The sequence below is a fragment of the Bacillus sp. EB106-08-02-XG196 genome, assembly GCF_013396335.1.
In the GTDB taxonomy this organism is placed as follows: Bacteria; Bacillota; Bacilli; order Bacillales; family Cytobacillaceae; genus Neobacillus.
The window spans coordinates 16,557-43,513 of the sequence record NZ_JABWSY010000027.1 but is presented as its reverse complement, the minus strand read 5'-3'; the positions used below and the strand labels follow the sequence as shown (position 1 = coordinate 43,513).

Below are 26,957 nucleotides of genomic sequence, written 5' to 3'. Positions count from 1 at the left end.
TGGTTCAATCCTTCTTTTTAGCTTCCCTAGAAAACCAAGAGTAAACCTTCTTCACATCTTTTCGGTCCATATCGATTACAGTGCCGCCAGCACCACCGAAGCCAACTTTCACAAATGCTTCCAGCGTTCCTAGTTCTTTTCTTTTTTGAAAGTAGCTTTCTTTCATTTCTAGACTTTGGATTTTATTTTTCTTGATAAATACGGTAGATCTGACAATCTTTCGATACCGTAGATTTAATTGCTGCTCCTCCAATTTCCATCCGGCATCCTTATATTTTAATATCCCCCAAAAAGTAAACCACGCTAGGACTGCCAATGAGAGAAGCCCCCATACTTTTAGAAAGAAAATAGCTGCAGCCACTACCGGAACAATCATGATCCAGCTCCGAAAAACATAGCGAAGCATCGCTCTTTTAGGTACTGGATTAAAGCTTGAGGATAGTTGGTAATCCGTAAGATATGGCCCCAAAATATCTTTGATGGTATCTATCTTTACAAGCGGCAGGAGCAGTACCTTTGAACCTTCCTGATTACTAGCTGAACCACCTGCACTTTCTACCATAACCGCCCCATAACCCAGCCATTGGCGAACGATATTTTCATTAATCCTGATCGCTTGAATCCGAGTTAACGGAATTGTGATCTGTCTTTTTTCTAATAATCCTTGAGAAATAACCAAATCATGTTCCGTTTTTATGACATTAAAATTCGCATACTTTAGCATCGTTCCAATTAGAGCAATAACCCAAGCAGCCACAAAGCCTCCAAAAACAAGCAGGACAATGATAATCAGATTACTCACTGCCCATTGTTCCACTCCACGAAATATTCTGCCATAGGGAATCAAATCATCCAGCTGTGAGAAAAATGCCAATACTGCTGAAATGACCACTCCTACTCCACCCGATGTAAGTGATAGTAAGATTAACTGTGCTGGAGTCATTCTATACACTGTATGACTAGGAATTTCCTGAACGGATTCAGCTTCTTGAACAACCGGGTTTTTAGCTGCAGCTACATATTCTTGAATAAAGCGTGCCTCTTCTTTAGAGATAGCCGCAAGGACCGCTTCCGCTTCATCATTTCCGCTTCCTCCTGCGGTTTCTATCTTGACCTTTACCATCCCGCATAGTCGCTGTAAGATTCCTTCTGAAATATCCAGACTTTGAATCCGCTCTAAAGGAATATATCTTTTCTTGCGAATAAAAACACCATATTCGATCCGAAGTTCATTCTGCTCTAATCTATATGTGTATCGTAGCCAGGAAAGAATACTTGTCAGAACAATTGCAACCATTGCGATAGCGATAGCCCCAAATAGCAGCAACTTTCCTCCTCTGTTCCAAATAAAGATCAAGGCGATAAAACTAAAAATGGTGTCCTTTAACCTTTTGCCTATAGTCAGCACAATCACAATGGGATGAAGTCTTTTCGGTTCAAACATCTTCAACCGCCACCCTTGCAAGAGTAGAAATAAAGTGCCTTAATTCTTCTGCTTCACTTTCTTCTAATGCAGGAATTTCATGTGAAGTTGCAGCGGTATTAATAATAACAGAGGCTAATTGATATTTACGTAAAATAGGTCCCTGTACCGTATCAACATGCTGAACACGAATCATCGGAATTAATGTCCGCTTTACGATAAAAATACCTTCTTGAAGTTCAATTTCCTCATCCCTAACCTCATACCGCCAGCGTCGCCACTTTATTGACGGCAATAAAAATATGAATAAATAAGTAGAAATAAGTTCGATTCCGATTAATAAAACTGATATCCAAAATGGTCCTTTAAAGATATGTATTAGAAAAATAGCAACACCTGCCAGAATCCAGCTTATGACAATCTTTATCGCACCTGAAATTTTCCAAACCGTTAATGCCTTTGCAGATATTCGTTTTTGCGGCTCTAGTATCATACTGCCCCTCCTATTCACTATGCCTTCACTTAAGTATACATGGTAATCAGGAAGGAAACATCAACGTTATTCAACAACAAAACTAGATTGATCTATTGGCTTAATTCCTTTCCTGCCTTGCAAATCCTCCATCAGGCGAAAGAGAGCTGCATCCTTTTGTTTGGCTTCTATCATACAATGGATCTCAGGAACACTGCCCTTCATTTTATTTATGAAGTTCAAAAACATATCCGGATCAACAAAATCAGCATGAGCTCGGTATTCCTTCTCTGAACGGGGACTTGATATATGCATTTTTACCGGTAGTGGTGATGTCCTCCAGGTGTTAACAATTCGTTCCCAGTCTTCCTGCCACTCCTCCACTTCATGATTTGCCAAATGGTGGTGGTAATCAAATACCATTGGAATCCCTAACTTCTCGCAAAGGTATAGCGTCTCTTTTACCGTGAAAGTGGTATCATCGTTTTCAAGCATAATCATTTTTTGAATAGCTGGCTGAATATATCCCCAGTTATGAATAAATTGTTCAAGTGCCTTTTCCTTATTCTCATAGCCGCCGCCTACATGCAGTACACAACGATGTTCTGTATCAATCTTCATCCCCTTAAGCAATTTCATATGCATCACAAGTGTCTTTAATGCATTAGAGAGTATTTCTTTGTTTGGCGTATTTAGGACAACAAAATGGTCGGGGTGAAAATCAATTCGCATTGGGTACTGGTTAAGGTAGTCACCTATTTTTTTTAATGATTCCTTCAGTGGCTTCATATAATCCCAATCAAGCAGCTCCTCATGATTCGCCAGCGGGATTAGACGGGAGCTTAAACGAAAGAAATGAATTTGATTTCCGGCATTGTGTTTTAATAACCTTAAACAATTATCTATATTTGATTCAGCAATCCGCTCCAGCTTTTGAATCGCTGCTTCACGGTCCGTTATCTTGCTAAATTGTGCAAACGTCATCGTTTGGGATGGTGATGCATTTTGAAGCTCAACACTCATCGCCACATATCCAAGTTTAACAATCATCCTCATCACTCCTAACAGGCTATTACCATTAATGTTCCCATTAAACACCCCGTTAAAATAAAAAGAGAGCAATGGACATTAAGTCCATGCTCTCTATCTTTATTATCTGTTAAAGCTTCTTGGTTTTCCTGATGTGCGCTTTTCACCTGTTCTTGGCTTAGCAGGTGCCTTTTTACGATCGCGGTCACCACGTTCGCCGCCGCGTGAAGAATTATAGCTTCTATTGTCATCTCTTCTTCTACGGTCACGGTCTTGTGGTTTTCTATCTCTCTTATGATGAACCGGTGATTCTTCCGTTAACTTCACAGGAGTGGTATCTGGTTCTTTTGTTAACATTTTCAAAACAGCTGCAATGACAGTTGAAGCGTCATTTTCTTCAAGTAATTCATTAGCCGCTCTCTTATAATATTGAAGATTGTTTCCTTCAATCGTCTGCACAATTTTATCGACAACTGCACGTTGTTGACCTTCTAACGCTTCATCAAGTGTTGGAGCAGTCATTCTCTCCATCTTGCGTTTCGTTGTTCTTTCTAATACAGATAGGTAAGACTTTTCACGTGGAGTGATAAATGTAAGTGCCATACCTGATTTACCAGCACGTCCTGTACGTCCAATTCGGTGGACATAACTTTCAGGATCTTGTGGAATATCAAAGTTGTAAACATGGGTTACGCCAGAGATATCTAGACCCCTTGCTGCCACGTCCGTTGCCACTAATACATCAATGGTTCCTTCTTTAAATTTCCGAAGGACCTGCATCCGTTTCGCCTGCGTTAAATCTCCGTGAATTCCCTCAGCAGTGTAACCTCTTAAGGTTAATGCTTCAGATAATTCGTCAACACGGCGTTTCGTCCGTCCAAAAATAATCGCTAACTCTGGTGATTGAATATCAAGAAGTCTTGTTAAGACATCAAATTTATTCTTTTCCATCACTTCAAGATAGAATTGTTCAATCGCTGGTACAGTCATTTCCTTCATCTTGACACGTACAATTTGAGGGTCTTTCATAAACTTTTCTGCCATTCTTTGAATCGGAGCTGGCATTGTTGCTGAGAAAAGTAAAGTTTGACGCTCTGCCGGTGTAGAAGCAAGAATGGTTTCAATGTCTTCAATGAATCCCATATTTAACATTTCATCTGCTTCGTCAAGGATTACAGTATTAACTGTATCTAAGCGCATTGTTTTTCTGTTGATATGATCCAATACACGTCCAGGAGTACCAACAATAATATGTGGAAACTTCTTTAATGAACGGATTTGGCGGCTGATGTCCTGTCCGCCGTAAATGGATAGAACGCGGACTCTTTTTCCTGAACCGATTTTATAAAGCTCTTCTGATACTTGGATTGCAAGCTCACGCGTTGGTGCAATGATGATTCCTTGGATGGCATCCTTGGTTACATCAACCTTTTCAACTAAAGGAATTCCAAATGCAGCTGTTTTACCAGTTCCTGTTTGAGCCTGCCCGATCAAATCCTTGTTTGCAAGCCCCATTGGAATTGTTTCTGCCTGGATTGGTGTTGCTTCCTCAAAACCCATTTTGAGGACAGCTTCTAAAGTGGCCTGACTTAGACCTAAATCTTCAAACTTTGTCAATGTTTTCATTCTCCTTCATCTATGTGAAAATATTTTTAAAGTGCTGAATATTTTCGCCCGATACTCAGAAATGCGGAAAGCGTCTTGCTTAGGGGCGAAAAGCGTTGTAGGGCCTGACGGTGAAGTCACTTTTGACTCCAGCGTTGGACTGAAGCGGTCGAGCCCCTAGGCGCTGCAGCTAGACACGCATCAAAATGCCGCAAGTAGGTAACATCTATATTTTACCAAAAAAAGACATTCTCCTTCAAGGAGTATGCCCTTTATTCATCGTTCTTTAGACACGTTGCTGATTATCATAACACTTTAAGATGTTAATTGCAATTAATGCGGTTTACTTACGGTTCCCATATAAGCATTACCGATCCATCAAAAATTCATACACCTGAGAAAATAGGGCCTCTTTTTCCTCACAGTGACAAATATGATGGCTAGAATCCTTGATATACGTAAGTCTTTTTGTTTTTGCACTAATAGTCCGGTATAAGTATTCAGCACTTTTAGGAGGGACGATTCCGTCACATTCTCCCTGTGCAATCAATGTCGGCACTTCTACTTGAGGGAGAAGTGGTTTGATATAAGAGACAAGCCTGCGAAATTGTAAAGTCGCTTTTATGGGAGTTGCTTTTATTTTTCTTTTATATCGCTGAAAAAATTCATTATTTCCTAAGTTTCCTTTTAAAGAATCCAAAATCATTGACTTAATATCACTTGCCATTTGTTTTGGATTTAAATAATATGCAGCTGCACTAAGTAGTACAAGCTTGTCCACAGGGTGCTTTGCAGCCAAAAGACTTGCAATCATCCCCCCCATGGAAAACCCTATTACATAGACCTGATCACAGGTAGCAATTAATTTCTTTAATTCGGTCTCTGCATGTTCGATCCACTGTTGATAGTGGACACCTTTTAGGGAAAGATTTTCGCCATGACCAGGAAGAGTCGGAACACTGAATATCCAGTCTGTATGCTTCGTTAAATACTCAGCAAGAGGCTCTACTTCATATGGCGCCCCTGTAAAGCCATGAATACATAAACAGCCAATCATGTTCTCTTCACCTGCTTTATTTTGAAGAATATTTTTCTTTAGTTTTCCATTAACGGTTTTTCGCATACAATCTTATTTTTGGAATTAAATCCTTACTTTTTCTGTAATGCTGTTACGATTTCTTCTAACTTCATTCCTCTTGAGGCCTTTACCAAGACTAATGATTCGTTAGTAACATGCTGCTTTAACACTTTAATTAGCTCATTCTTGTCACTATAGGAAAAAACTCTGTGTTTTCCTATAGTGGAACGTGCTCCTTCAGCAATGTGTTCTGATAATTTTCCAAAGGTAAAGACCAAATCTATTTTACCGGGATTCAATCCTTCACCAATTTGCTGATGGTACTGTTCTTCCTGAGGACCTAATTCAAGCATATCACCGAGAACTAGAATGATTTTTTGATAACCCTTAAGGTTTGAAACCAGTTCAATTGCGGCCGTCATCGAGGTAGGGCTAGCATTATAGGCGTCGTTGATAATCTTTTCACCATGACTCCCCTCGACGATCTCCATCCTCATATTGGTAAGTTTAACGTTCGCTAAGCCTTCATTCATTTTACTAAATGATACATCAAAGTGTTGAGCAATGATCATTGCAGCAAGTGCGTTTAATATATTATGAGTTCCTAACACAGGAAGTTCGAAGTTTTCTGAGGACTCATTGATAGTAAACCTATTGCCTTGTTCTAACTGTATGACTTCTGTAGGATAAAAATCATTCCTGTTATTTCTTCCAAATGTTAGAACGTTAACATTCATCTTATATTTATTTATTCTGTCCATTAGAAGTGGTTCATCGCCATGAAGGACGGCCAATCCCCCCTCTTTTAAACCTTGCAAGATTTCAAGTTTAGCTTCGGCAATTCCTTCTCTAGACCCAAGATCAAGAAGATGTGATTCTCCAATATTTGTAATTACAACTGCATCCGGAGAAGCAAGTTTTGTGAGAAATTCTATTTCTCCTCTTCCACTCATTCCCATCTCTAATACGGCAATTTCAGTATCCTCATCCAAACCTAAAACGGTAAGAGGCAGTCCAATATGGTTATTATAATTTCCTTCTGTTTTTTGTACTTTATAGGTGGTGGATAAGAGGGATGCTGTCATATCCTTTGTCGTTGTTTTTCCATTACTTCCGGTAATTCCTACCACTTTCACTGGTAATTGTTTGCGATATTCTCTCGCTAATTCCTGCAAGGCAGCTAAGCAATCTTCAACAATAAGGATTGGTAAGTGTGTTGGTGGGTTTGGGACATCATTTTGCCACAGAGCAGCACCTGCACCCTTTTTAAGTGCTTCCTCTACAAATTTATGACCATCCGAGCTTTCCCCTTTAAAAGGAATAAACAAATTACCTGGTTCAATTTTTCTAGAATCAATGGAAACACCCGTAATTTCTATCTCGACAAATGAGGTAATATCATTTTTAACAGCTATCATTTCTGATATTTGCTTTAGGTTTCTTTTAATCATTATAAACCTCCAGTTAGTTATGACTTTAAATAAAGACACGGCACCAAGCCGTGTCAATTCTTAGAAAGTGTATTTTATGTTTTGTTTTTCTGCGTGTCGTTCTTTTGCAAGATTCACTAAGGTTTCAATCAATTGTGGATATTCAACACCTGTATGTTTCCATAACAAAGGGAACATGCTGAAAGGCGTGAAACCAGGCATCGTATTCACTTCATTAATTAATGCTTTACCGTCTTTTGTTAAGAAGAAGTCAGCACGAACAAGTCCTGAGCAATCTAGCGCTTTAAAGGCTTGAATGGCCATTTCTTTTATTTGTTGATACTCTTCCTCAGAAACATCTGCCGGAATGATTAATGCAGTATCACCATCTTCATATTTCGCTTTATAATCATAAAAATCCTTCTTTGGAACAATTTCACCGGCCACAGAGCACTTTGGTTCGTCATTCCCAAGGATACCCACTTCAATTTCACGGGCTACAACACCCTCTTCAATGATCACTTTACGATCAAATTGGAATGCTTCCACAAATGCTTCTTCAAGTTCTGTTCGGTTTGTACATTTACTGATACCGACACTTGAACCTAGGTTCGCTGGTTTTACAAAGCAAGGGTAACCTAGTTTTTCTTCCACTTTGGTATAAACAGACTCTTTCGCCTTTTCCCATTCCGTTCTAATAAAAGCAACATAATTCACCTGTGCCAACCCTGCTTGAGCAAATACATTTTTCATCATTACTTTATCCATTCCTGCCGAAGAAGCTAAAACACCGTTACCGACATACGGAAGGTTTAATAATTCCAATAATCCTTGTACTGTTCCATCCTCACCATTCGGTCCGTGCAGCAGTGGGAAGATTACATCTAAGGGTTCGTTTTCAGTTTGTTCGCTGTTCGGAAAGAGAGATGGTGCTAATGATAAAGGGGTTAACTGATTTTCATTTGAAAATTCTAATGCTTTTACGTTTTCTACAGGCGCAGTAAGCTGTGGTCCCTTGATCCACTGACCTTCTACATTTATGTAAATCGGATGTATTTCATATTTTTCAAGATCCAGTGCTTTAATTACCGCAAGAGCTGTTTGTAAGGAAACTTTATGTTCAGCGGATTTACCCCCGTACAATAAACCAATTTTTGTTTTCATAGTAAACCTCCATTTTCGCATTTCACGATTTTATTTTATCACTTTTATTATTTTATGAAACCTACAGCTTGGTTAAAAACTTCCTATTATTACTTACACAAACAAAATCTCCCCACTGAAATGGAGAGATTAGATTACGGTAAGCTTCCATTCTTTTGTTTTTTTATCAAAGATGATTTTAGCGTGGCAGTTTTCACCTGAAATTTGTTCATACTCCTCGTACATATCATCCATAGTGGCAAAATCACCTATCACCCAGATTGGGATTTCCAGTTTGGTTCGCTGATGATCCACATCTCTTAAGGAAATACAGATACCTTCCTTAATAAAAGGGGTCAGAGATAGGAGAATTTCCTTATTTATTGGTGGATATAGTCGCTTTTTCCTAATTCCAAGGATTGATTTCTCAAGCTTTAATTCTCCTAATTTACTTGAAAGTGATTGGCTTAAAAGTTGAAAAAAATCCTTAAAGCTCCGATAATATGTTTTATTAAAGAAACCATCATCATGTGCTAAATAAACAAAGCGATTACCAAGCTTATTATAAAAGGGTAGTTTTAAATGCTGCTTCTGGTGACCCAAATATAACAATTCTGCTATTTCCTGTCCTGTGAGTTCATTTAATCCTTCCTCTTCAACAAAGTCAATCCAGCAAAAGTCTCCGTAGCCATATATATCTTCGGCAGCAAGCTTCTTGATTCTGTCCTCCGGGCAATATTCGAGCAGTGTATGCATATTAAAGTCACCATCTTCAAAGTGGTGCTTTAATAATAGCAGCGGATTTAAAGCACCGGAAAAAGCAGCAGCAAATTCGGCAAATTCGATACCGTAAGACAGCACATACTGATCATTTTGATTTAGATGGACATAAACGAGATCCCGTATGTCTTGGTGATGCTTTTTCAAAACCAAACTCCTCCGATCAGGAAAAATAAAATCTATGATAATGAGTTAGACGTACTACATAAAAATGCTCACTGATATTAATCAATCCTTCATCATTTTATCATTAATAGTACAAATAGCTTATTTCAATTCTTTTACAATTCTATAGGTTTTTGTGATACTTTTGAAACAGTTAGCTTGATTAGTTTACAAATAACACATACTATTTTTAAACTCCTTACTAGTATTGGCATATTATCAACAAATCATTTTCTAGCATACTTGTATAGAGTGTAAAAACGCACCGTTAGAAAGGAGCGTATATAATGATCAAAGATATGACGCAGGATGAAATCACTCTCCATATTATTAAATTACTAAAGGAAAATAAAAAGGCTGACTTTATTACGATTCTTGAAGAATTACAGCCATATGACACGGCGAAGATCTATGAGGATTTACCTGAAAAGCATAAACTTCGATTTCTTTTATTCTTAAATTTCGACGTCCTTGCTGATTTAATGCAGGAACTTGAAAAGGAAGAACAGCTTGAAGTATTAAATAAACTTGGAATAGAGAAATCCAGCAAAGTCCTTGATTTAATGGACAATGATGACTTAGCCTTACTCCTGGATGAACTATCCCCAGAGAAAAAAGAGTCACTTCTCTCTGGTATGAAAGTAGAAGAGTCCAAAGCGGTTACCGATATCATGAATTATCCACCCGAAACAGCAGGAAGAATGATGACCAATCGTTTTGTGTGGATTCGCAGTTATTATAATGTTAGAGAAGCTGTTGATAAGTTAAAAACGTTTGCGGAGTTTGCTGAATCGATAAACTACCTGTATGTCGTCGATGAAGAACGAAAGCTTGTTGGTGTCGTTTCCTATCGAGATTTACTGATGGCGGATCTCAATGAAAGAATTCATAGTATTATGTATGAACGTGTTATTTCGGTATCCGTCACCACCGACCAAGAAGTAGTGGCCCGGATGACGGAACGATACGATTTCCTAGCTATTCCCGTAGTGGATGAAGAAAATGTGCTGGTTGGTATTGTAACGGTTGATGATATCATTGATGTAGTCATTAAGGAAGCAAATGAAGATATAGAAAAGTTATCAGCCTCTGGGAAATCCATCGACTTCGATACAAAGACATTTGTTGCTGCTGCCAGGAGGCTTCCATGGCTTATTTTGCTTTTATTTATCGGACTCATATCCGGGAGCATTATCAGCAGTTTTGAAAATACATTGAATCAGGTCGTCGCCATTGCCTTTTTCATGCCAATGATTGCTGGCATGACCGGAAACACTGGAACTCAATCACTAGCTGTTGTTGTAAGAGGTCTTATCTCTCATGATATAGATAGAGGAGTCATTGCACGCTTAGTACTGCGCGAACTCGGCGTAGGAGTGACAATTGGCGTTACCTGCGCCATTCTTATTTCAATCATTGCTTATATCTGGCAGGGAAGCTTTATCTTGGGCGCAGTTGTCGGTGTTTCTCTTTTCTTTACTCTTATTATCGGCACCATGGCTGGCACCATTATCCCGCTCATTTTATTCCGTTTAAATATAGACCCTGCCGTCGCTTCTGGCCCATTAATTACAACGATTAACGATATTTTTTCACTGCTCACGTACTTTGGAATTGCAACGATGTTCCTTCACTATCTTCTGTAAGCACGGACTTGGACCGTGCTTCATTTTTTTGAAACATTTTCCTTAATAGATTCGTCATAATAGTTAAGTTCCTGTAATAAACTTCCTAAATATATTGTTACCAAATCTTTTCTTTGTTAGCATAACACTATACAAACAGATAAAATTGGGTGTGGCATATGGACAATTTCACAAAAAAAGTAGATCGCTTTGATTGGACGTTAACATTAATTCTGTTTCTATTTTTTCTTGTTAGCTGTGTAGGAATTTATAGTGCACAAACTGCTGGGCAGTACGAGGATAATTTCTTAGTCAGACAAACCTTCTGGTATGTAGTTGGTGCCGCCATCATTTCCATTACCATCCTTTTCGACGGATATCAATACCGGCGGCTTTCTTGGTATTTGTATGGATTTGGACTTCTTTTACTTATTGGTGTTCTTGTTGCACCATTAGATATCGCACCAATTAGAAACGGGGCAAAAAGCTGGTTTATCACTCCTGTGGGCTCCATTCAGCCTTCAGAGTTTGTAAAAACGTTTTTAATCTTAGCGCTTAGCTCTGTTGCTGCCAAGCATCAGGAGAAATATCTTGAGAAAACATTTAAAAGAGATTTTGGGTTATTGCTTAAACTATCAATCACCACACTCGTCCCTATCTTCTTTATTATGAAACAGAATGATCTGGGCACCTCGCTCGTCTTATTATCGATCTTAGTTGGATTTATTCTAGTCTCGGGGATCACATGGAAAATTATATTACCGCTCTTTAGTACTGGAGCTTCACTTGGAGCTTTCATTATTTATCTAGTCGTACAAAGACCGGATATCCTTGAAAAGTATTTACATGTACAACAATACAAGTTTAACCGCATTTATGCTTGGCTCGACCCATTTAATCACTCCAGCAGCTCAGGCTACCACCTATTGAAATCCTTAAGTGCCATTGGGTCTGGTTTGATAACGGGAAAGGGCTTTGGAAACCGGGAAGTATACATTCCCGAAGGACATACAGACTTTATTTTCAGTGTAATTGGTGAGGAATATGGCTTTGTAGGCGGCAGTATTGTCATTGGACTATTTTTTCTATTAATTTATCATTTAATAAAAACGGCCTTAGATACGAATGAACCGTTTAATACATATGTGTGTACAGGAATCATTTCAATGCTGACTTTTCATGTTTTTCAAAATGTTGGTATGACCATTCAGGTCCTGCCGATCACAGGAATCCCCTTACCTTTCATCAGCTATGGCGGAAGTTCGTTAATGGGCAATATGTTTGCAATGGGGATTGTTTATAGTATTCGTTTTCATCATCGCAATTACATGTTCACATCATCAAGGTCATTAAGTAGTTAAATGAAGGACAGCGGGTTGTCCGCTGTTTTTATTTCTTTCTTAACGAAACTGTTATAAACTAATAAAAGCAATGAACATATATAAAAGTGTAGGTGAACTATGAAGGAATTTATTTTTTCAGTATTGGAGTTCTTATCAGAGTTAGGTTACTTCGGAATTGCATTAGGCTTAATGATTGAGGTTATTCCAAGTGAAATAGTCTTAGGATATGGCGGTTATATGATTTCAGAAGGGATTCTCGGCTATCCAGGAGCGATTATTGCAGGTACCATCGGCGGGACCTTTGCACAGTTATTCCTCTATTGGGCTGGGTATTATGGCGGTCGTCCGTTCTTGGAAAAATACGGGAAGTATGTCTTTATTAATAAGAAGCAAATTGACCTATCCGAACTATGGTTTAGAAAATATGGAGTCGGCGTCATTTTCTTTGCCCGCTTTATCCCCGTTGTTCGGCACGCGATATCCATTCCAGCTGGAATTGCAAAAATGTCGGCAGCAAAATTTACTTTTTATACGATAGCAGCTGTGATTCCATGGACCATTCTATTCCTTTACTTAGGACATGCGTTAGGCGAGAATTGGTCACATATTAAAGAGTATGCAGCGCAATATACACTGCCAATTATTATTGGTGCCGTTATTCTTGGTGTCATCTACTACCTAATAAAGAAAACGAAAAAAACAACCACTGATTAATAATCGGTGGTTGTTTTCAATTTATAACATAATACTTGTAATTGCTGCTGTTAATAAACTTACAAGTGTAGCTCCGTAAAGTAATTTAAGTCCAAACTTAGCTACTTGATTTCCTTTTGCTTCGTTCAATCCTTTTACTGCCCCTGTAATAATCCCAATGGATGAGAAGTTTGCAAACGATACCAGGAATACGGAAATAATCCCAACTGTTCTGCTTGATAGAGAATCTGCTATTTTTGCTAAATCCATCATTGCAACAAACTCATTTGACAATAATTTAGTAGCCATAATCGTTCCGGCTTTAACCATATCAGCCGCAGGTATTCCCACAATAAAGGCAAGCGGTGAAAACACATATCCTAGAACTGTCTGGAAGCTTACACCAAAAATGGCATCAAATACATGGTTAATCATACTAATTAACGCAACAAAACCAATTAGCATGGCTCCAACAATAATGGCTACTTTAAATCCATCCATTATATATTCGCCAAGGACTTCGAAGAAGGTTTGTTTTTCTCCTTCTTGAACATCTATAATATCTTCTTCTGCTGAAACCTCATAAGGATTAATGATATTGGCAACCATGAAGCCGCCAAATAAGTTTAAAACCAATGCGGTTATAACATACTTCGGATCTATCATCGTCATATACGCCCCTAATATGGAAGCAGAAACCGTTGACATTGCTGACGTACATAATGTATAAAGGCGGTGTTCAGGAATATAAGGAAGCTGTTTTTTCACAGATATAAATACCTCTGATTGGCCGAAAACGGCTGATGCAACGGCATTATAAGATTCAAGCTTACCTAATCCATTTACCTTGCTTAATAGAATTCCAAGATAGCGAATGATAAAAGGAAGAACCTTAATATATTGCGCAATTCCTATTAATACAGAAATAAAGACAATGGGCATGAGGACATTTGTGAAGAATGGACCTGCACCTTCATTCGCCATTCCACCGAAAACAAAGTTTATTCCCTCTGCAGCATAGCTCAAAAGATGGTCGAACAAACTAGAGACTGCTGTAATAATAACAAACCCAATTTCTGTATTAAGCAGCAAAAAGGCAAAAATAAGCTGTAATACTAGCATAGTGATAAGCGGTTTAACCTTGATTCTTTTCTTGTTGTTACTTACGATAAAGGCTAACAAAAAAATGATAACGATTGCAGCCAAAAATAGTAGATACTTCAAACAATCCCTCTCCTATTCATGATGTTCTATCAATTTTATGTAAGAAGATAGAAAACACAATTTATTTCGACATTTTTTGACAAATATCGAACACACCAAAGATTATAGAAGTACCTATATCCAGTGTCAATCCATTCAAGGAAAGTAATAAAATTCAGGTTTTTCACTTTTTATTATTCCATCCCCCCCTTTTCTTACTCTTTTAGTAAAAAAAAATCCACCAGGAAGGTGGATTTTCAATATTATTTTCACTGCTGCTATTTAGCAGTTTCGATAACACGTTTCATAGCTTGGATATGTCCTAAATGTAAATTCTCGTGGAACAGTGCAAAATTTACGAGTTCACCATATGTTTTTTGACCAAGAAATGGCTCTTTTAACTCCACACTGAGGCTTTCAACGGAAATCTCCTTCATTCTTGCTAATTGTTCTTTTAACTGGCTAGTCAGAACTGAAATAGAAGGAACATCTCCTTCCCAGTCTGCTGGTTTCGTTCCCCTTGCGAATAATTCCATATAGTTCGCTGGTATATGGCTTGTATTTTTAGGAAAACCAAAAACCAAACTCTCAGCAGTCGTTAATACGTGTCCAATATGCCAATGAATGGTGTTGTTAAACCCATTGGGTTGTACTTCGGCCAGACCTTCCTCAATTGCTGCTACATTCTTGATAAAGAAACTTCTTGTAAGCTCCATATTGTTAAACAAAAGTTCACTCATTCTACTATTCCTCCAAATATTTATTACATTTCTTCTGGTGCTTCGATCCCTAATAATCTCAATCCTTCTTTTAAAACAATCGTCACGGAATATACAAGTGCTAAGCGTGCTTGTTGTTCTGGACCATCTTCAAGAATTTTTACCTCGCCGTAATATTTATTAAAGGCTTGCGCGAGGTCCACAATATATTTTGCGATTTGCGATGGATCGAACTGTTCATACGCCCTTTTAATCGCGTTTGTAAACTCCGTAATTAAACTTACAACCTTCCACTCCTTTTCCCAGGTTGGAGACGATGTTCCGGCACCATGCTCCTCCTGCCAGTTTGCTTTGCGTAAAATAGAACATGCCCTTGCATAAGTATATTGGACATAAGGACCGGTTTCTCCTTCAAAACGAAGCATTTCTTCTAACGAAAATTCTATATCATTCATTCTATGGTTTTTTAAGTCATGGAACATGACTGCCCCGACACCCACCTGCTTTGCTACAACGTCTTTGTTTGTGAGGTTTGGATTCTTTTCTTCAATGTTATGTTTGGCCATCGAAATGGACTCATTTAGTACTTCCTCTAGTAAAACAACCTTCCCTTTTCTGGTCGACATTTTCTTTCCGTCCTTAAGCATCATTCCGAACGGAATATGGATCATATTCTTTGCCCAAGAATAGCCCATCTTTTCTAATACAGCCATTAACTGTTTAAAATGAAGACTCTGTTCATTCCCAACGACGTATACTGACAAATCAAAGTCATAGTTTTCTTTACGGTAAAGGGCTGCTGCTAAATCACGCGTTGCGTAAAGCGTTGCTCCATCGGATTTTTTAATTAAACATGGTGGTAATCCTTCGGCTGACAGGTCAACGACTTGAGCCTGGTCAGATTCTACTAGCATTTCTGTTTCCTCTAGCAGCTTGACAACTCGATCCATTTTATCATTATAGAAAGCTTCACCTGCAAAAGAATCAAATTGAACATTCATTAACTCATATATTCTTGAAAACTCTTTTAAAGACTCTTCACGGAACCATTGCCAAAGCGCTAAGGCTTCCTCATTGCCATCTTCAAGTCTTTTAAACCAGCTCCTGCCCTGTTCAACAAGTGCATGATCATTTTCTGCCTCATCGTGGAACTTAATATAGAGGGCTAATAATTCCTTAATCGGGTTTTGTTTAACCTTCTCTTCTTCCCCCCACAGCTTATAGGCAGTAATTAATTTACCGAATTGAGTACCCCAGTCACCTATATGGTTAATTCGAATAGGCTTATATCCGCATTTTTCTACAATGAATGCCAAAGAGTTTCCGATAACCGTTGAACGCAAATGACCCATTGAGAATGGTTTTGCGATATTTGGTGATGACAAATCAATCGTTACATTACGGTTTTTCCCGATGTCTTGCGCACCATACTTCTCCTTTTGCTTGATAATTTCTGCAACCGTATCTTCTGAAACTAATTTTCTATTTAAGAAGATATTCAGGTAGGCTCCCACCACTTCGACCTTTTCGAAAATTGGGGATTGGATTCTTTCACTTAACTCCTCCGCAATAATATTCGGTGACTTTCTTTTTACCTTTGCTAATGAAAAACATGGAAAGGCTAAATCACCGTGCTGTGGATTTTTTGGTTTTTCAATTAGCATTTCGAGTTCTTTTATCTGCATTTCCTGTCCAAGCAATTCATTTAAAACCTCTGCAAGCTCCTGTTTATATTTCATTTTTGTAGACCTCCTAATTCTCTCTTTTAAAAAAACAAAAAACTCCCGTCTCTATACGAAGAGACGAGAGTTAACTCGCGGTACCACTCTACTTGTTCCAAAAGAACCAGCTTGATTTGTTAACGGAGGATTTCTCCGGTTTGCCCTACTTTTTTCAGGCAGACATCTCAAAAGTGCGCTTCATCCTCTGCTTCGTATCAGGCTCCCACCATCCCTGACTCGCTTTGACTTCCCAAAGGATTACTCTCTTTTTCATTGATTTTTTCCGACTTGATTTGTAGTTATTATACTGGATAAAAAAGGATTTTTCCAGTCGTTGCTGATTATTTTTTAAAATTGGTCATCCTAACCCTAAAGGAGGGATAATATGGCCAGAAGAAATAAAATCCTCATCCCTGAAGCTAGAAATGGATTAGATGCATTAAAGGCAAGGGTCGTACAGGCACAGAATCCAGAAAATGCAAAATTTGAGGCAGCCGAAGAGGTAGGTGTTCCATTAAAGAAAGGCTACAATGGTCAGCTCACTTCTCAGCAGGCTGGGAAGGTCGGCGGCAGGTTAGGCGGCAGCATGGTCCGGGAGCTTGTGAAAATGGCACAGGAAAATATGGTTAAAAAAAGGTAAGCAGTGGGAATCCCACTGCTTACCTTATGATCCGGTGGACCGATAATGCCTTACTCCAAATTGCCATACAAGAAAACAAGGAAGGATAAATAGGCTACCCGCAATAGGCGTGAGCATATAAAGCAGCTCATTCCCAGTCGTTTTTCCCAGAATAAACAGCAGCGGCAGATAATTTACGGTCCCAAAGGGGATGACATAGGTGAAGAAACGTGCCACCCACTTTTGATAAATATTTAACGGATACTGCGCCATCTCTCTGCCGCCATCCGTAAAGATATTTGCTATTTCCAAACCCTGAACTGTCCAAAAACACATCGTCGCGGCAAGCATATAAATTCCCGTAAATATTAGGACACCACTGGTAATCATAAAAAATAGGGTAACAGCTTTCACGAAGCTCCATTCGATGGGCAGACTATTCAATGCCCATATAAGAACCATGGCACTTTGCAGGAGCCTGCCTATTCGCGTAAATTCAAATTTCGACCCTAGTATTTGAAGAAAGGTACTTCGGGGACGTACCAGCACCCTGTCAAAATCCCCCTTCACAATTAAGCTGGAAAAAGTGTCAAATCCCCGTGCAAAACACTCACTTAACGAAAACGCCATGTGAATAACCGCAAAACAGAGGGCAACTTCGAAGAAATCCCAGCCTTTGATCTGACCAAATCGCTCAAACAAAAAGTAGAGTCCCGCAAATATCGAAAAAGGAATAAAGAACTGTCCAATTGATAATAGCCAAAACGATGTTCGGTATTGCATTTGTGATTTAAATAAGATAAGCAAATACTTTAAATAAAGATTCATTTACTATTATCCCCCCTGTACGACAACTCTTTTTAGGACACTGTTAAGCGCCCATTTTCCTATCCAAAGGAGACCTAAAAGGTATCCTAATTGAATAAAAACTCCGATTACAGCGTCACTTTGCGCTATATGTCCTGAATATACACGAAATGGAAAATCTGCGGTCCAGCGAAAAGGCAGGACGTAGGCAATTTTTTGGAGCCATAGAGGCATTAAAGGTATAGGTAAAAACAACCCTGCAAAGAATTCCCCTAGCACCCCAAATATCAACAGTGACCCCATTGGAGATAAGGTTACAAAGACGGATATATATAAGAACATTGAAATGGCTACTAATAGCAGTAAGCCTAATACAAGGGTAATGACAAATAAAACAAAGGTTATTACATTGGGAGGCAGTGTCATGTTGTAGGGTTTTGGTAAAAGGAAAGCCACGATTAAGATAGGATAACAGCGTAGTAATGCGCTTGATAGTCGTTGTGCCAGAAGTTTTGCATACCAAAAACCATATAAATCTGTAGGACGGCAAAGTTCATAGGCGATATTCCCGCTTGTGATCAGATCAAATAATTCATTATCACGAAACCAAAGCATGATAAAAGCAAGGAAAGCCTGCTGCAGCCATATATAGGTGATTAACTCTTTCAATGAGATTGGCGGTGTTACAGCAGCAAATTCATAGAATGCTTCAAATACCATGATCGAAATAAATCCCCAGAAGAATTGCGTTGCCACTCCAGCCAGTGCAGCAGAACGATACTGCATACCAATTAAAAGTCTAATTTTAAGTACCGATGCGTATACCTTCATATTTGGAACTCCTTATACAGCTGTACGATAATATCTTCTATTGGCTGTGATTCGATTGTCACATCTAATAGGTCCACTTTTTTAGATAATTGGGTAATGACGTCGGAGGTAAGAATCTGTTCTGTATCGATACTGAGTACAGCGTGCTCAGGAGACCAGTGGATGATGGTAGTCCCTGGTATATCAAAGCTATTGGTGTTTTTACGATAGTCTGCGGTAATGGTTTTATGTGTACCAAAACGTTTTCTCAATTCCTCTATTTTTCCATCATAGAGCAAGCTGCCCTTACCAATTAGAATCACTCGAGTGGCTAGAGCTTCAATATCATTCATATCATGGGTAGTCAGGACAACGGTGACGCCCTTTACTTGATTGATGGTTTTGATAAACTGGCGGACTGCTATTTTCGAAACGGCATCGAGTCCAATAGTCGGTTCATCTAGAAATAGTATCTGAGGATTATGTATTAGAGAAGCTGCTATTTCACAGCGCATTCGCTGACCTAAACTTAATTGTCTTACTGGAGAGTTTATGATGTTTTTTATTTCTAATGTTTCTATGAGCAGGTCAAAGGTAGATTTATACTCTTCTTGTGGAACCTTGTAAATATCTTTTAAAAGCTCAAATGAATCGATCACCGGAACATCCCACCAAAGCTGCGAACGCTGGCCGAAAACGACACCAATATTTTTTACATACTCGACCCGGTTCTTCCATGGTGTGAAACCCATGATGCTGCAGGTTCCCCCGTCAGGAACTAAAATGCCGCTCATGATCTTAATCGTTGTCGATTTGCCCGCACCATTTGGACCAATGTAACCAACAATTTCACCAGGTTCGATTGTAAATGAAATATCTTTTAGAGCTTCCACAATCGTATGCTCCCGGTAAAAAAGGGATTTGGTCGCTTGCAGTAATCCATTTGACCGCTTTGCCACTTTGAAGGATTTCGTTATGCCCTCTAATTTTATCAACTGTTTTCCCTCCTTTTGTCACAGAGGAAAATAATATCACCCATCGATTATAAGTGTCAAGAATTTTTTGAATTGTTTTTCGTGGATTCTTTGTCACAACATTTAAGAAAGAAAAACGTCAAAATTTAGGCTAATAATACAAAATGCCTCGACCAATATATATTGGTACGAGGCTAAGAGTTTAGATTTGTTAACTACATTTTTCGATTTAACAATATTTATGAGCAATTTTCTTCTTTATATTAAATAAGATTTTTAAATTGAGAAACAACATTTTCAACCGTAAAACCATATTCTTTCATAATCCTATCTCCAGGTGCTGAAGCCCCAAATTGATCAATAGCTAGAACAGATCCGTGATCTCCAACATATTTACACCATCCTATAGATGAACCCATTTCAATTCCAAGACGTGCTTTTACATTTTTAGGAATAACACTTTCTTTATATGCATGTGATTGCTTTTCAAAACGATCCCAGCTCGGCATGCTAACAACTGAAACCAAAATCCCCTCAACTTCTAAAGCCTTTTGCGCTTCTACTGCCAATGGAACTTCAGAACCAGAAGCTAATAATAAACCAGAGATCTCCCCTTTTGCTTCGGAAATGACATATGCTCCTTTATTAACACCTTCATATGCTTTGTCTGAATCAACAAGTGTTGGTAGGTCTTGACGCGACAAAACAAGAGCGGTTGGTTCACTTTGGCTTTCTAATGCGAGCTTCCATGCAGCTGCTGTCTCATTTGAATCCGCTGGGCGAATTGTTGATAGACCTGGCATTGCACGTAATGATGCTAGCTGCTCGATTGGTTCATGTGTCGGTCCATCCTCACCAACTGCTATGCTATCATGTGTAAACACATAAGTAACTGGCAGCTTCATTATTGCAGAAAGTCGAATTGCTGGACGTAAATAATCTGAGAAAACAAAGAATGTTGCTCCAAAGACTTTCACACCGCCATGTAAGGCCATGCCGTTAACAGCTGCTCCCATCGCAAATTCACGTACACCAAACCAGATGTTTCGACCACTATAATCTGTACTGCTAAAATCTATTTCTCGCTTTAATAAGGTTTTATTCGATGAAGCTAAATCAGCTGACCCACCGAATAATTGAGGAATATTTTTTGAAAGTGCGTTCAGAACTTCACCACTAGATGCACGAGTTGCAAGTTTATCTTCCCCTACACGATACGCCGTAACATCTGCATCCCATCCATTTGGCAGCTCACCATTAATCGCTGTTATTAACTCATTAGCAAGTAATGGATATGAACTTTGGTATATAGTGAATAGTTCATTCCATAATTGTTCTTTTTGTTCTGCAGCTTCTTTAAGTTCAGCAAAATACGACTTTACTTCTTCTGGTATATAAAAATCTTCTTCATAGTTCCAGTTATAATGTTCTTTCACAAGTTGAATTTCATCTTTCCCAAGTGGTGAACCATGTGAAGCAGATTTTCCTCCTTTATTTGGAGAACCATAACCAATGACTGTTTTCACTTCAATTAAGGTAGGTTGATGTGTATTTTCTTTTGCTTCTGAAATTGCTTGAGAAATTGCTTCTAAATCATTGCCATCCTCGACACGAATTACTTGCCAGTTATAAGCTTTAAATCGATCTTCAACACTCTCACTAAATGACATATTAAGATCGCCATCAAGTGAAATATCATTTGAATCATACATAACAACCAATTTCCCAAGCTTAAGATGCCCTGCTAATGAAGCCGCTTCAGCAGAGACACCTTCCATTAAGTCTCCATCTCCACAAATGCTATATGTATAATGATCAATAACGTCTAAGCCATCACAGTTATAAGTTGCTGCTAAGTGTCTTTCAGCCATTGCCATACCAACGGCCATTGCAATTCCTTGTCCTAATGGTCCAGTTGTTGCGTCGATCCCTGGTGTATGACCAAATTCAGGATGTCCAGGTGTCTTGCTACCCCATTGACGAAAGTTTTTCAAGTCATCTAATGTAACATTAAAACCGGTCAAGTGTAGTAAGCTATATAGCAGCATGGAGCCGTGACCCGCTGATAACACAAAGCGATCGCGGTTAAACCAATTTGGATTACTAGGGTTATAATTCATAAACTTGGTCCAGAGTGCATAAGCCATTGGGGCAGCTCCCATTGGCATTCCAGGGTGTCCAGAATTCACGTTTTCAATTGCATCTATTGATAATGTTCGGATTGTCTGAATGGATAACTGATCAACATTTACTTTTTGTTTGATCATGCTAATTCCTCCTAATTTTATCTTGTTAAGTATTTAATTTCGGGATTCAATAAATTGATAAATATTATTTTTTCCACCAATCGCAATAAATGAATGAGTTAACATAACGCCATCTTCTTTTTTCCTTACACCCTTTAATAGGCTACCGTCAGTAATACCAGTTGCGACAAAAATGCATTCATCTGTTTTAACAATTTCATCTATTGTAAATATTTTATTAGGATTAGAGATTCCCATTTTCACACACCGATTAAATTCATCTTCATCACGCGGAACGAGTTGTGCCTGAAAGTCTCCACCTAAACATTTCAAAGCAGTTGCTGCTATTACTCCCTCCGGAGCCCCACCTGTTCCTACTAATATATCAACATCCATTTCTTCTATTGATGTTGCAATAGCTCCCGTTACATCACCATCAGAGAATAACTTGACTCTAGCACCTAAATTAAATACCTGTGTTATCAGATCTTCATGACGTTCACGATCTTGAATCATAACCGTTAAATCACTTACATCTTTCCCGATAGCTTTTGCTACATTAATCATATTCTCTGTTAATGAAAGTTTTAAGTCGATTGCACCCTTAGCTTTCGGTCCTACAGCAATTTTTTTCATATACATATCAGGGGCATGCAATAAACTTCCACGACTTGCAACTGCGATGACAGCTATTGAGTTATCCTGTCCTTTTGCCATTAAATTTGTTCCTTCAACCGGGTCAACTGCAATATCAACGCTAGGGCCATTACATGTACCTAACTCTTCCCCAATATATAGCATAGGCGCCTCATCCATTTCACCTTCACCGATCACAATTACTCCACTCATATCAATGGAGTTTAATCTAGTGCGCATCGCTTCAGTTCCCGCTCCATCTGCTTCTAGTTTATTCCCTTTTCCAACCCATGGTTGTGATGCAATCGCTGCTTGTTGAGTTACAGCTAAGAAATCCATTGCTAATACTTGGACATAATCTTTACTGTTAATATTTGATTTAGGGCACATATTTTTCCCCTCCTAAATTGTATGATCTACCATAAAAATGAATAAATATACAATTATAACAATAAACATACATTGTATTCATTAAATAACATTTCATTTCCCCAAAAGTTCACCCATCTTAAATTTTATAAGACAGGTGGACTTCGACCTAAATCCTACCCATATTTGGAATTAAACAGTTTGAACTGATTTAACGGTTGTTAAAAATGTTTCAAGAATTAAGTACGCTGATGTTGCACCTGGATCCTGATTTCCTATTGATCTTTCACCTAATCGACTTGATCGTCCACGTTTTGATAGTAAATCTTTTGTAGATTCCATACCTTCTTTCGCTGAAGCAGCCGTCTCAGTAAATGAAGCAACGAAATCATTAGAACTTTCAAAAGTAGACTTTAACGTTTTCAAAGCAGGGTAAAGTGTATCAATCATCGTTTTATCACCTACTTCTGCTCCTCCACGCTCCTTAATTCCTTCAATAAAAGCAACCCAGAATTCCTTTAAGTCTTCACCAGTTAATTCTGTTTTATTTTGGAATACTTTTGCTCCTCTTAGGAAGCCAGTTGCATATAACGGTCCAACTGAAGATCCTACCGCACTTAAAAATGTACGACCTGCAGTAATACAAATTTTCCCACAATCATCTTCTGTTACTAGCTCTTCATTTAATTTTTCATTAATTGCTTGCCATCCGATTGACATTGTCACACCATGGTCACCGTCACCAAGTTTTCGGTCTAGCTCTGATAAATATTCTTTATTATCTTCCATTACATTTACTACATTTTTTAAGAAAACTTTAAGGTCTGCTGCTGCAAATTTCATTTTATTTTCCTCCTTATCGTTGAGCGTACATGGGGCAATCAGCTGGATGATCGATAAATTCACTTAATTCATCATCTAATTTTATGATTGTAACTGAGCATCCGCCCATTTCTAAAGATGTACTATAGCTTCCAACATATGATCTATGGATTTCAATCCCTTTTTCACTAAGGATTTGTTCCACTTTTCTAAACATAATATATAGTTCCATTTGCGTCGTAGATCCTAAACCGTTTACAAGTACGGCAACTCTTTCACCATTATCAACTGGCATATCAGCTAATATAGATTGTACTAAACGATCTGCTACAGCATCAGCTGGTTGGAGCTGACCTTTTTCAATTCCTGGTTCACCATGGTGACCAAGACCGATTTCCATTTCATTATCCTCAAGTTCAAAGCTAGGCTTTCCTGTCTGCGGTAAAGAACATGGGGTTAAGCCAACTCCCATTGATCGAGTGTAGTCGTTTGCTTTTTTAGCAACACGTACCACATCTTCTAAACTGTATCCATTATCTGCTGCAGCACCAGCAGCTTTTGTTACAAAAAACTCTCCTGCGATTCCTCTGCGCTTTTCCTTTTCTTCTTTTGGTGCAGATGCCACATCATCCGTAACAAGAACTAATCCAACATTGATACCATATTCTAAATCTGCTAGCTCAGCAGCCATACCGAAATTCATAACATCACCAGCATAGTTACCGTATATGTAAACAACTCCTGCACCTTTATCAATTTCTTTTGTTACTTCTAAAATCGGATCTGGTGGAGGTGAAGCAAAGATATTTCCTACAGCAACTCCGTCTGCCATCCCATCTCCAACATAACCCATAAATGCTGGTTCATGGCCAGATCCTCCACCGATAAGTACTCCAACCTTGTTTTCAATTGTTTCTTTTGCTGTAACAATTGAACGTTTATTTTCAGGTAATAGTTTTACATGCTTTGGAAACGCCTTCACATAACCTTCTATCATTTCATCTACAACATGCGTTGGATTATTAATTAGTTTTTTCATATTAAACCCTAGCTCCTTTCAAAAACTCTTGTTCTTTATCCATGATTTGTTGAACTTTTCTTGCTGAATTTCCGCCTGGGAATTCTGACTCTAAATACGCTTTAACAACTTGTTTAGCAGTTTCAATTCCGATGACCTTAGCCCCCATAGTCAATACTTGAGCGTTATTGCTTTTTTGGGCTCTTTCAGCTGAATACGTATCATGACATAATGCTGCACGAATTCCAGGTACTTTTCCAGCTGCAATAGCAACACCAATACCAGTACCACATACTAATATTCCTCGGTCTATCTTATTATCATTTATATCGACCGCTACTTCAAATGCTACTTCTGGATAATCAACTTCAACACATGCTTTACAACCATAATCATAAACTTCATGACCTAATTCTTTCATATATTCTCTCAAAGCTTCTTTCATTTCAAACGCGTTGTGATCGCAACCTAATCCAATTTTCATTTTTTCTCTCCCTCACTATCATTCATTTTCTATAGCTGTTTATTATTTTTTATAATTTTATTTTTTCACTTTTACACATAAAAGTCAATAATATTTTTTATTTGTTTTCATTTACTTTTGTTTTATTTCAATTTAGGTTAAACATACTAATTTATTGTAAATAATAAGAACGTCTGTATTTAGACGTCCTTATTTATTTTCATATTAATTTTCAATAAAACGAATTAAATTTATTGTGCCGCTTTAAGGTCTACTATATCAGTAGAGTGCTTTTCTTTTTCAGACTTAGGTAAATTTACAAAGATCATTAAGAACGAACTAAATAGATATAATCCTGTGAAAATCCAGATGATACCAACTGTACCAACACTTGCAATGAAAGTACCAACAATAACAGGTCCAATAAATTGACTTAAGCCTGCACCAAGATTAAGGATAGACATTGCAGCACCTTTGTTTTCTGGAGCCAATGATGGAATTAATGCAGAAAGTGGTACATACGCTGCTAAGCAAGCTCCAAAACAAATTGCAATGATGGTTGTCGCCATATAATTTGGCCCCAATGCGAAAGGTACATAATAAAGACCTGCTGTAAAAATAGCGCATCCAATTCCACCAAACCACATAATCGTATTACGCCAACCTAATTTATCTCCAACAATCCCCCAAATTAGATTAAAAATAACATTACTTGACCAAAGTGCACCATAAATTTGTAGCCATTCTGTTCTAGTAAATCCAATTTCCATCATATAAGCAGGAAGAAAAACAACGAAGCCATATGCGCCTGCTGTATTGATTGTTCTAACAATTCCACCTAAACCTACTTTTGGTTTTTCAAAAGCAATAGTAATTCCTTTTGCTAGGTATTTCAGTGCCTCTGCCTTTGTTTCAAATTTCTTATTATTGTTGCTCTTATCTTCTTTATTTAAAAGAATTGCAATTGTTGCACCTAATGCAACGAAAATCAGTGCACTCCAAAGGGTTTTCATTTCTCCTAAAATCGGGAGTGCAAAACTTGAGTAATACGCACCTAATACATTCAAGCCACCCGCAAATGCAACCCAAAACCATCCAACAGCTGTTCCAAGTTTTTCACTTGGTGCATAGTATGTAATCCAAACTAAGAATGAATAGGCAAAAAGTGGATAGCCAAGTCCTCTGAGAGAATAGGTTGGAATCATTACCGCTAAATTCATCGTTGGAATTCCAATGGTTAAAAAGACAACCGTTCCTAAAACAAACATCGAAACACCGATCATCATTGCTTTTCTAGGTCCTAAAATTTCTGCAAGTACCCCTGATAACCATGCAGCAATTGCAACTGCAAAACCGTAAACACTAAATAATAACGCAGACTGTTGTACAGTCAATCCGTTATCTGTTAAATAAGAAGACATCCATCCTAACTCGAGACCATCCCCCATCATAAAAATTAACACCCCTAGATATCCAAGGGCCATCTTGGAATCCATGCCCAATTTACCTAAAATACCACCCTTATTCATTATTTCTCCCCCTTTTTCCTGAGTTCTCCAGAAGAATAATCTCATTGTTATCCCCGCACTGCATAATAAGATGTCAATTGCTTTCTAGTGATAATCTCAATTTCTCACATTAGGTAAATCTGGCTGGATTTATCATTACAGAAAGATTAAGCGCTTACTTTGTCTTTTTATCAATCCCTTTATTCAAGTGCTAAAATAGTAGGGGACTTAGTATCCGCCCCCTAACCTAGGAAAT

The 26,957-nt window shown here is 38.3% G+C and carries 24 protein-coding genes and 1 other annotated feature; of the genes, 4 read left to right on the top strand and 20 right to left on the bottom strand.

Going from position 1 to position 26,957, the window contains the following annotated elements:
* Positions 1-4 precede the first annotated feature (4 nt).
* The 8 genes from MLOOGBEN_RS27710 to MLOOGBEN_RS27675 all read right to left on the bottom strand — a co-directional run bounded on the left by MLOOGBEN_RS27710 (position 5) and on the right by MLOOGBEN_RS27675 (position 9,107).
* The gene (locus MLOOGBEN_RS27710; protein ID WP_179161483.1) at positions 5-1,444 is read right to left on the bottom strand and encodes a PH domain-containing protein; all 1,440 of its coding nucleotides are present in this window, start codon (positions 1,442-1,444) and stop codon (positions 5-7) included.
* On the bottom strand, positions 1,437-1,916 hold the full coding sequence (locus tag MLOOGBEN_RS27705; RefSeq protein WP_179161482.1) for a PH domain-containing protein: 480 nt from the start codon (positions 1,914-1,916) through the stop codon (positions 1,437-1,439). The genes MLOOGBEN_RS27710 and MLOOGBEN_RS27705 overlap by 8 nt, the downstream gene beginning before the upstream one ends.
* A 66-nt stretch (positions 1,917-1,982) precedes the next feature.
* Entirely contained in the window at positions 1,983-2,945 is a 963-nt protein-coding gene (gene uvsE, locus MLOOGBEN_RS27700) for a UV DNA damage repair endonuclease UvsE (protein WP_179161481.1), read from the bottom strand.
* Between the two features lie 102 nt (positions 2,946-3,047).
* Complete coding sequence (gene cshA, locus MLOOGBEN_RS27695; protein ID WP_306430777.1) at positions 3,048-4,541, bottom strand: degradosome RNA helicase CshA; 1,494 nt, start codon at positions 4,539-4,541, stop codon at positions 3,048-3,050.
* 355 nt (positions 4,542-4,896) lie between these two features.
* Complete coding sequence (locus MLOOGBEN_RS27690; RefSeq protein WP_179161479.1) at positions 4,897-5,586, bottom strand: alpha/beta hydrolase; 690 nt, start codon at positions 5,584-5,586, stop codon at positions 4,897-4,899.
* A gap of 92 nt (positions 5,587-5,678) precedes the next feature.
* Entirely contained in the window at positions 5,679-7,058 is a 1,380-nt protein-coding gene (locus tag MLOOGBEN_RS27685; RefSeq protein WP_179161478.1) for a UDP-N-acetylmuramoyl-tripeptide--D-alanyl-D-alanine ligase, read from the bottom strand.
* Positions 7,059-7,118: 60 nt separating this feature from the next.
* Complete coding sequence (locus MLOOGBEN_RS27680) at positions 7,119-8,201, bottom strand: D-alanine--D-alanine ligase (RefSeq protein ID WP_179161477.1); 1,083 nt, start codon at positions 8,199-8,201, stop codon at positions 7,119-7,121.
* Between the two features lie 129 nt (positions 8,202-8,330).
* Positions 8,331-9,107: a hypothetical protein gene (locus MLOOGBEN_RS27675; protein ID WP_179161476.1), complete on the bottom strand. Its 777-nt coding sequence runs from the start codon at positions 9,105-9,107 to the stop codon at positions 8,331-8,333.
* 305 nt (positions 9,108-9,412) lie between these two features.
* On the opposite strand from MLOOGBEN_RS27675, the gene mgtE reads away from it, so the two are divergent.
* The 3 genes from mgtE to uptA all read left to right on the top strand — a co-directional run bounded on the left by mgtE (position 9,413) and on the right by uptA (position 12,807).
* On the top strand, positions 9,413-10,771 hold the full coding sequence (mgtE, locus tag MLOOGBEN_RS27670) for a magnesium transporter (RefSeq protein ID WP_179161475.1): 1,359 nt from the start codon (positions 9,413-9,415) through the stop codon (positions 10,769-10,771).
* 158 nt (positions 10,772-10,929) lie between these two features.
* The gene (locus MLOOGBEN_RS27665; protein ID WP_179161474.1) at positions 10,930-12,111 is read left to right on the top strand and encodes an FtsW/RodA/SpoVE family cell cycle protein; all 1,182 of its coding nucleotides are present in this window, start codon (positions 10,930-10,932) and stop codon (positions 12,109-12,111) included.
* 99 nt (positions 12,112-12,210) lie between these two features.
* Positions 12,211-12,807 (top strand): undecaprenyl phosphate transporter UptA, encoded by a 597-nt coding sequence (gene uptA, locus MLOOGBEN_RS27660; RefSeq protein ID WP_179161473.1) that lies wholly within the window; start codon positions 12,211-12,213, stop codon positions 12,805-12,807.
* Between the two features lie 21 nt (positions 12,808-12,828).
* Here the strand turns inward: uptA and MLOOGBEN_RS27655 are convergent, their stop codons facing one another.
* The 3 genes from MLOOGBEN_RS27655 to argS all read right to left on the bottom strand — a co-directional run bounded on the left by MLOOGBEN_RS27655 (position 12,829) and on the right by argS (position 16,447).
* Positions 12,829-14,010, bottom strand: a complete 1,182-nt coding sequence (locus tag MLOOGBEN_RS27655; RefSeq protein WP_179161472.1) for a NupC/NupG family nucleoside CNT transporter — start codon at positions 14,008-14,010, stop codon at positions 12,829-12,831.
* A 257-nt stretch (positions 14,011-14,267) separates the two neighbouring features.
* Entirely contained in the window at positions 14,268-14,729 is a 462-nt protein-coding gene (locus tag MLOOGBEN_RS27650; RefSeq protein WP_179161471.1) for a DinB family protein, read from the bottom strand.
* A 23-nt stretch (positions 14,730-14,752) separates the two neighbouring features.
* On the bottom strand, positions 14,753-16,447 hold the full coding sequence (gene argS, locus MLOOGBEN_RS27645; RefSeq protein WP_179161470.1) for an arginine--tRNA ligase: 1,695 nt from the start codon (positions 16,445-16,447) through the stop codon (positions 14,753-14,755).
* A gap of 56 nt (positions 16,448-16,503) precedes the next feature.
* Positions 16,504-16,712, bottom strand: a binding site (T-box leader).
* Positions 16,713-16,814: 102 nt separating this feature from the next.
* Between argS and MLOOGBEN_RS27640 the strand changes: the two genes are divergently transcribed.
* Positions 16,815-17,069: an alpha/beta-type small acid-soluble spore protein gene (locus MLOOGBEN_RS27640; RefSeq protein ID WP_179161469.1), complete on the top strand. Its 255-nt coding sequence runs from the start codon at positions 16,815-16,817 to the stop codon at positions 17,067-17,069.
* A 24-nt stretch (positions 17,070-17,093) separates the two neighbouring features.
* Here MLOOGBEN_RS27640 and MLOOGBEN_RS27635 read toward each other — a convergent pair whose 3' ends face one another.
* From MLOOGBEN_RS27635 to MLOOGBEN_RS27595, 9 genes are all read right to left on the bottom strand, one after another.
* A complete protein-coding gene (locus MLOOGBEN_RS27635) occupies positions 17,094-17,876 on the bottom strand; it encodes an ABC transporter permease (RefSeq protein WP_179161468.1) in 783 nt (260 codons plus the stop codon).
* A gap of 6 nt (positions 17,877-17,882) precedes the next feature.
* Positions 17,883-18,686: an ABC transporter permease gene (locus MLOOGBEN_RS27630; protein WP_179161467.1), complete on the bottom strand. Its 804-nt coding sequence runs from the start codon at positions 18,684-18,686 to the stop codon at positions 17,883-17,885.
* Complete coding sequence (locus tag MLOOGBEN_RS27625; protein ID WP_179161466.1) at positions 18,683-19,660, bottom strand: ABC transporter ATP-binding protein; 978 nt, start codon at positions 19,658-19,660, stop codon at positions 18,683-18,685. The genes MLOOGBEN_RS27630 and MLOOGBEN_RS27625 overlap by 4 nt, the downstream gene beginning before the upstream one ends.
* A gap of 242 nt (positions 19,661-19,902) precedes the next feature.
* The gene (gene tkt, locus MLOOGBEN_RS27620) at positions 19,903-21,906 is read right to left on the bottom strand and encodes a transketolase (RefSeq protein WP_179161465.1); all 2,004 of its coding nucleotides are present in this window, start codon (positions 21,904-21,906) and stop codon (positions 19,903-19,905) included.
* A 33-nt stretch (positions 21,907-21,939) separates the two neighbouring features.
* Positions 21,940-22,911, bottom strand: coding sequence for a class II fructose-bisphosphatase (gene glpX / locus MLOOGBEN_RS27615; RefSeq protein ID WP_179161464.1), 972 nt, complete (start codon positions 22,909-22,911; stop codon positions 21,940-21,942).
* A 171-nt stretch (positions 22,912-23,082) separates the two neighbouring features.
* Complete coding sequence (gene dhaL, locus MLOOGBEN_RS27610; protein WP_179161463.1) at positions 23,083-23,733, bottom strand: dihydroxyacetone kinase subunit DhaL; 651 nt, start codon at positions 23,731-23,733, stop codon at positions 23,083-23,085.
* Positions 23,734-23,746: 13 nt separating this feature from the next.
* Positions 23,747-24,751, bottom strand: coding sequence for a dihydroxyacetone kinase subunit DhaK (locus MLOOGBEN_RS27605; protein ID WP_179161462.1), 1,005 nt, complete (start codon positions 24,749-24,751; stop codon positions 23,747-23,749).
* Position 24,752: 1 nt separating this feature from the next.
* Positions 24,753-25,214 carry a ribose 5-phosphate isomerase B gene (rpiB, locus tag MLOOGBEN_RS27600; protein WP_179161461.1) on the bottom strand — a complete coding sequence of 154 codons (462 nt, stop codon included), beginning with the start codon at positions 25,212-25,214 and terminating at the stop codon, positions 24,753-24,755.
* A 230-nt stretch (positions 25,215-25,444) separates the two neighbouring features.
* Positions 25,445-26,722, bottom strand: coding sequence for an MFS transporter (locus tag MLOOGBEN_RS27595; RefSeq protein ID WP_179161460.1), 1,278 nt, complete (start codon positions 26,720-26,722; stop codon positions 25,445-25,447).
* Positions 26,723-26,957 lie beyond the last annotated feature (235 nt).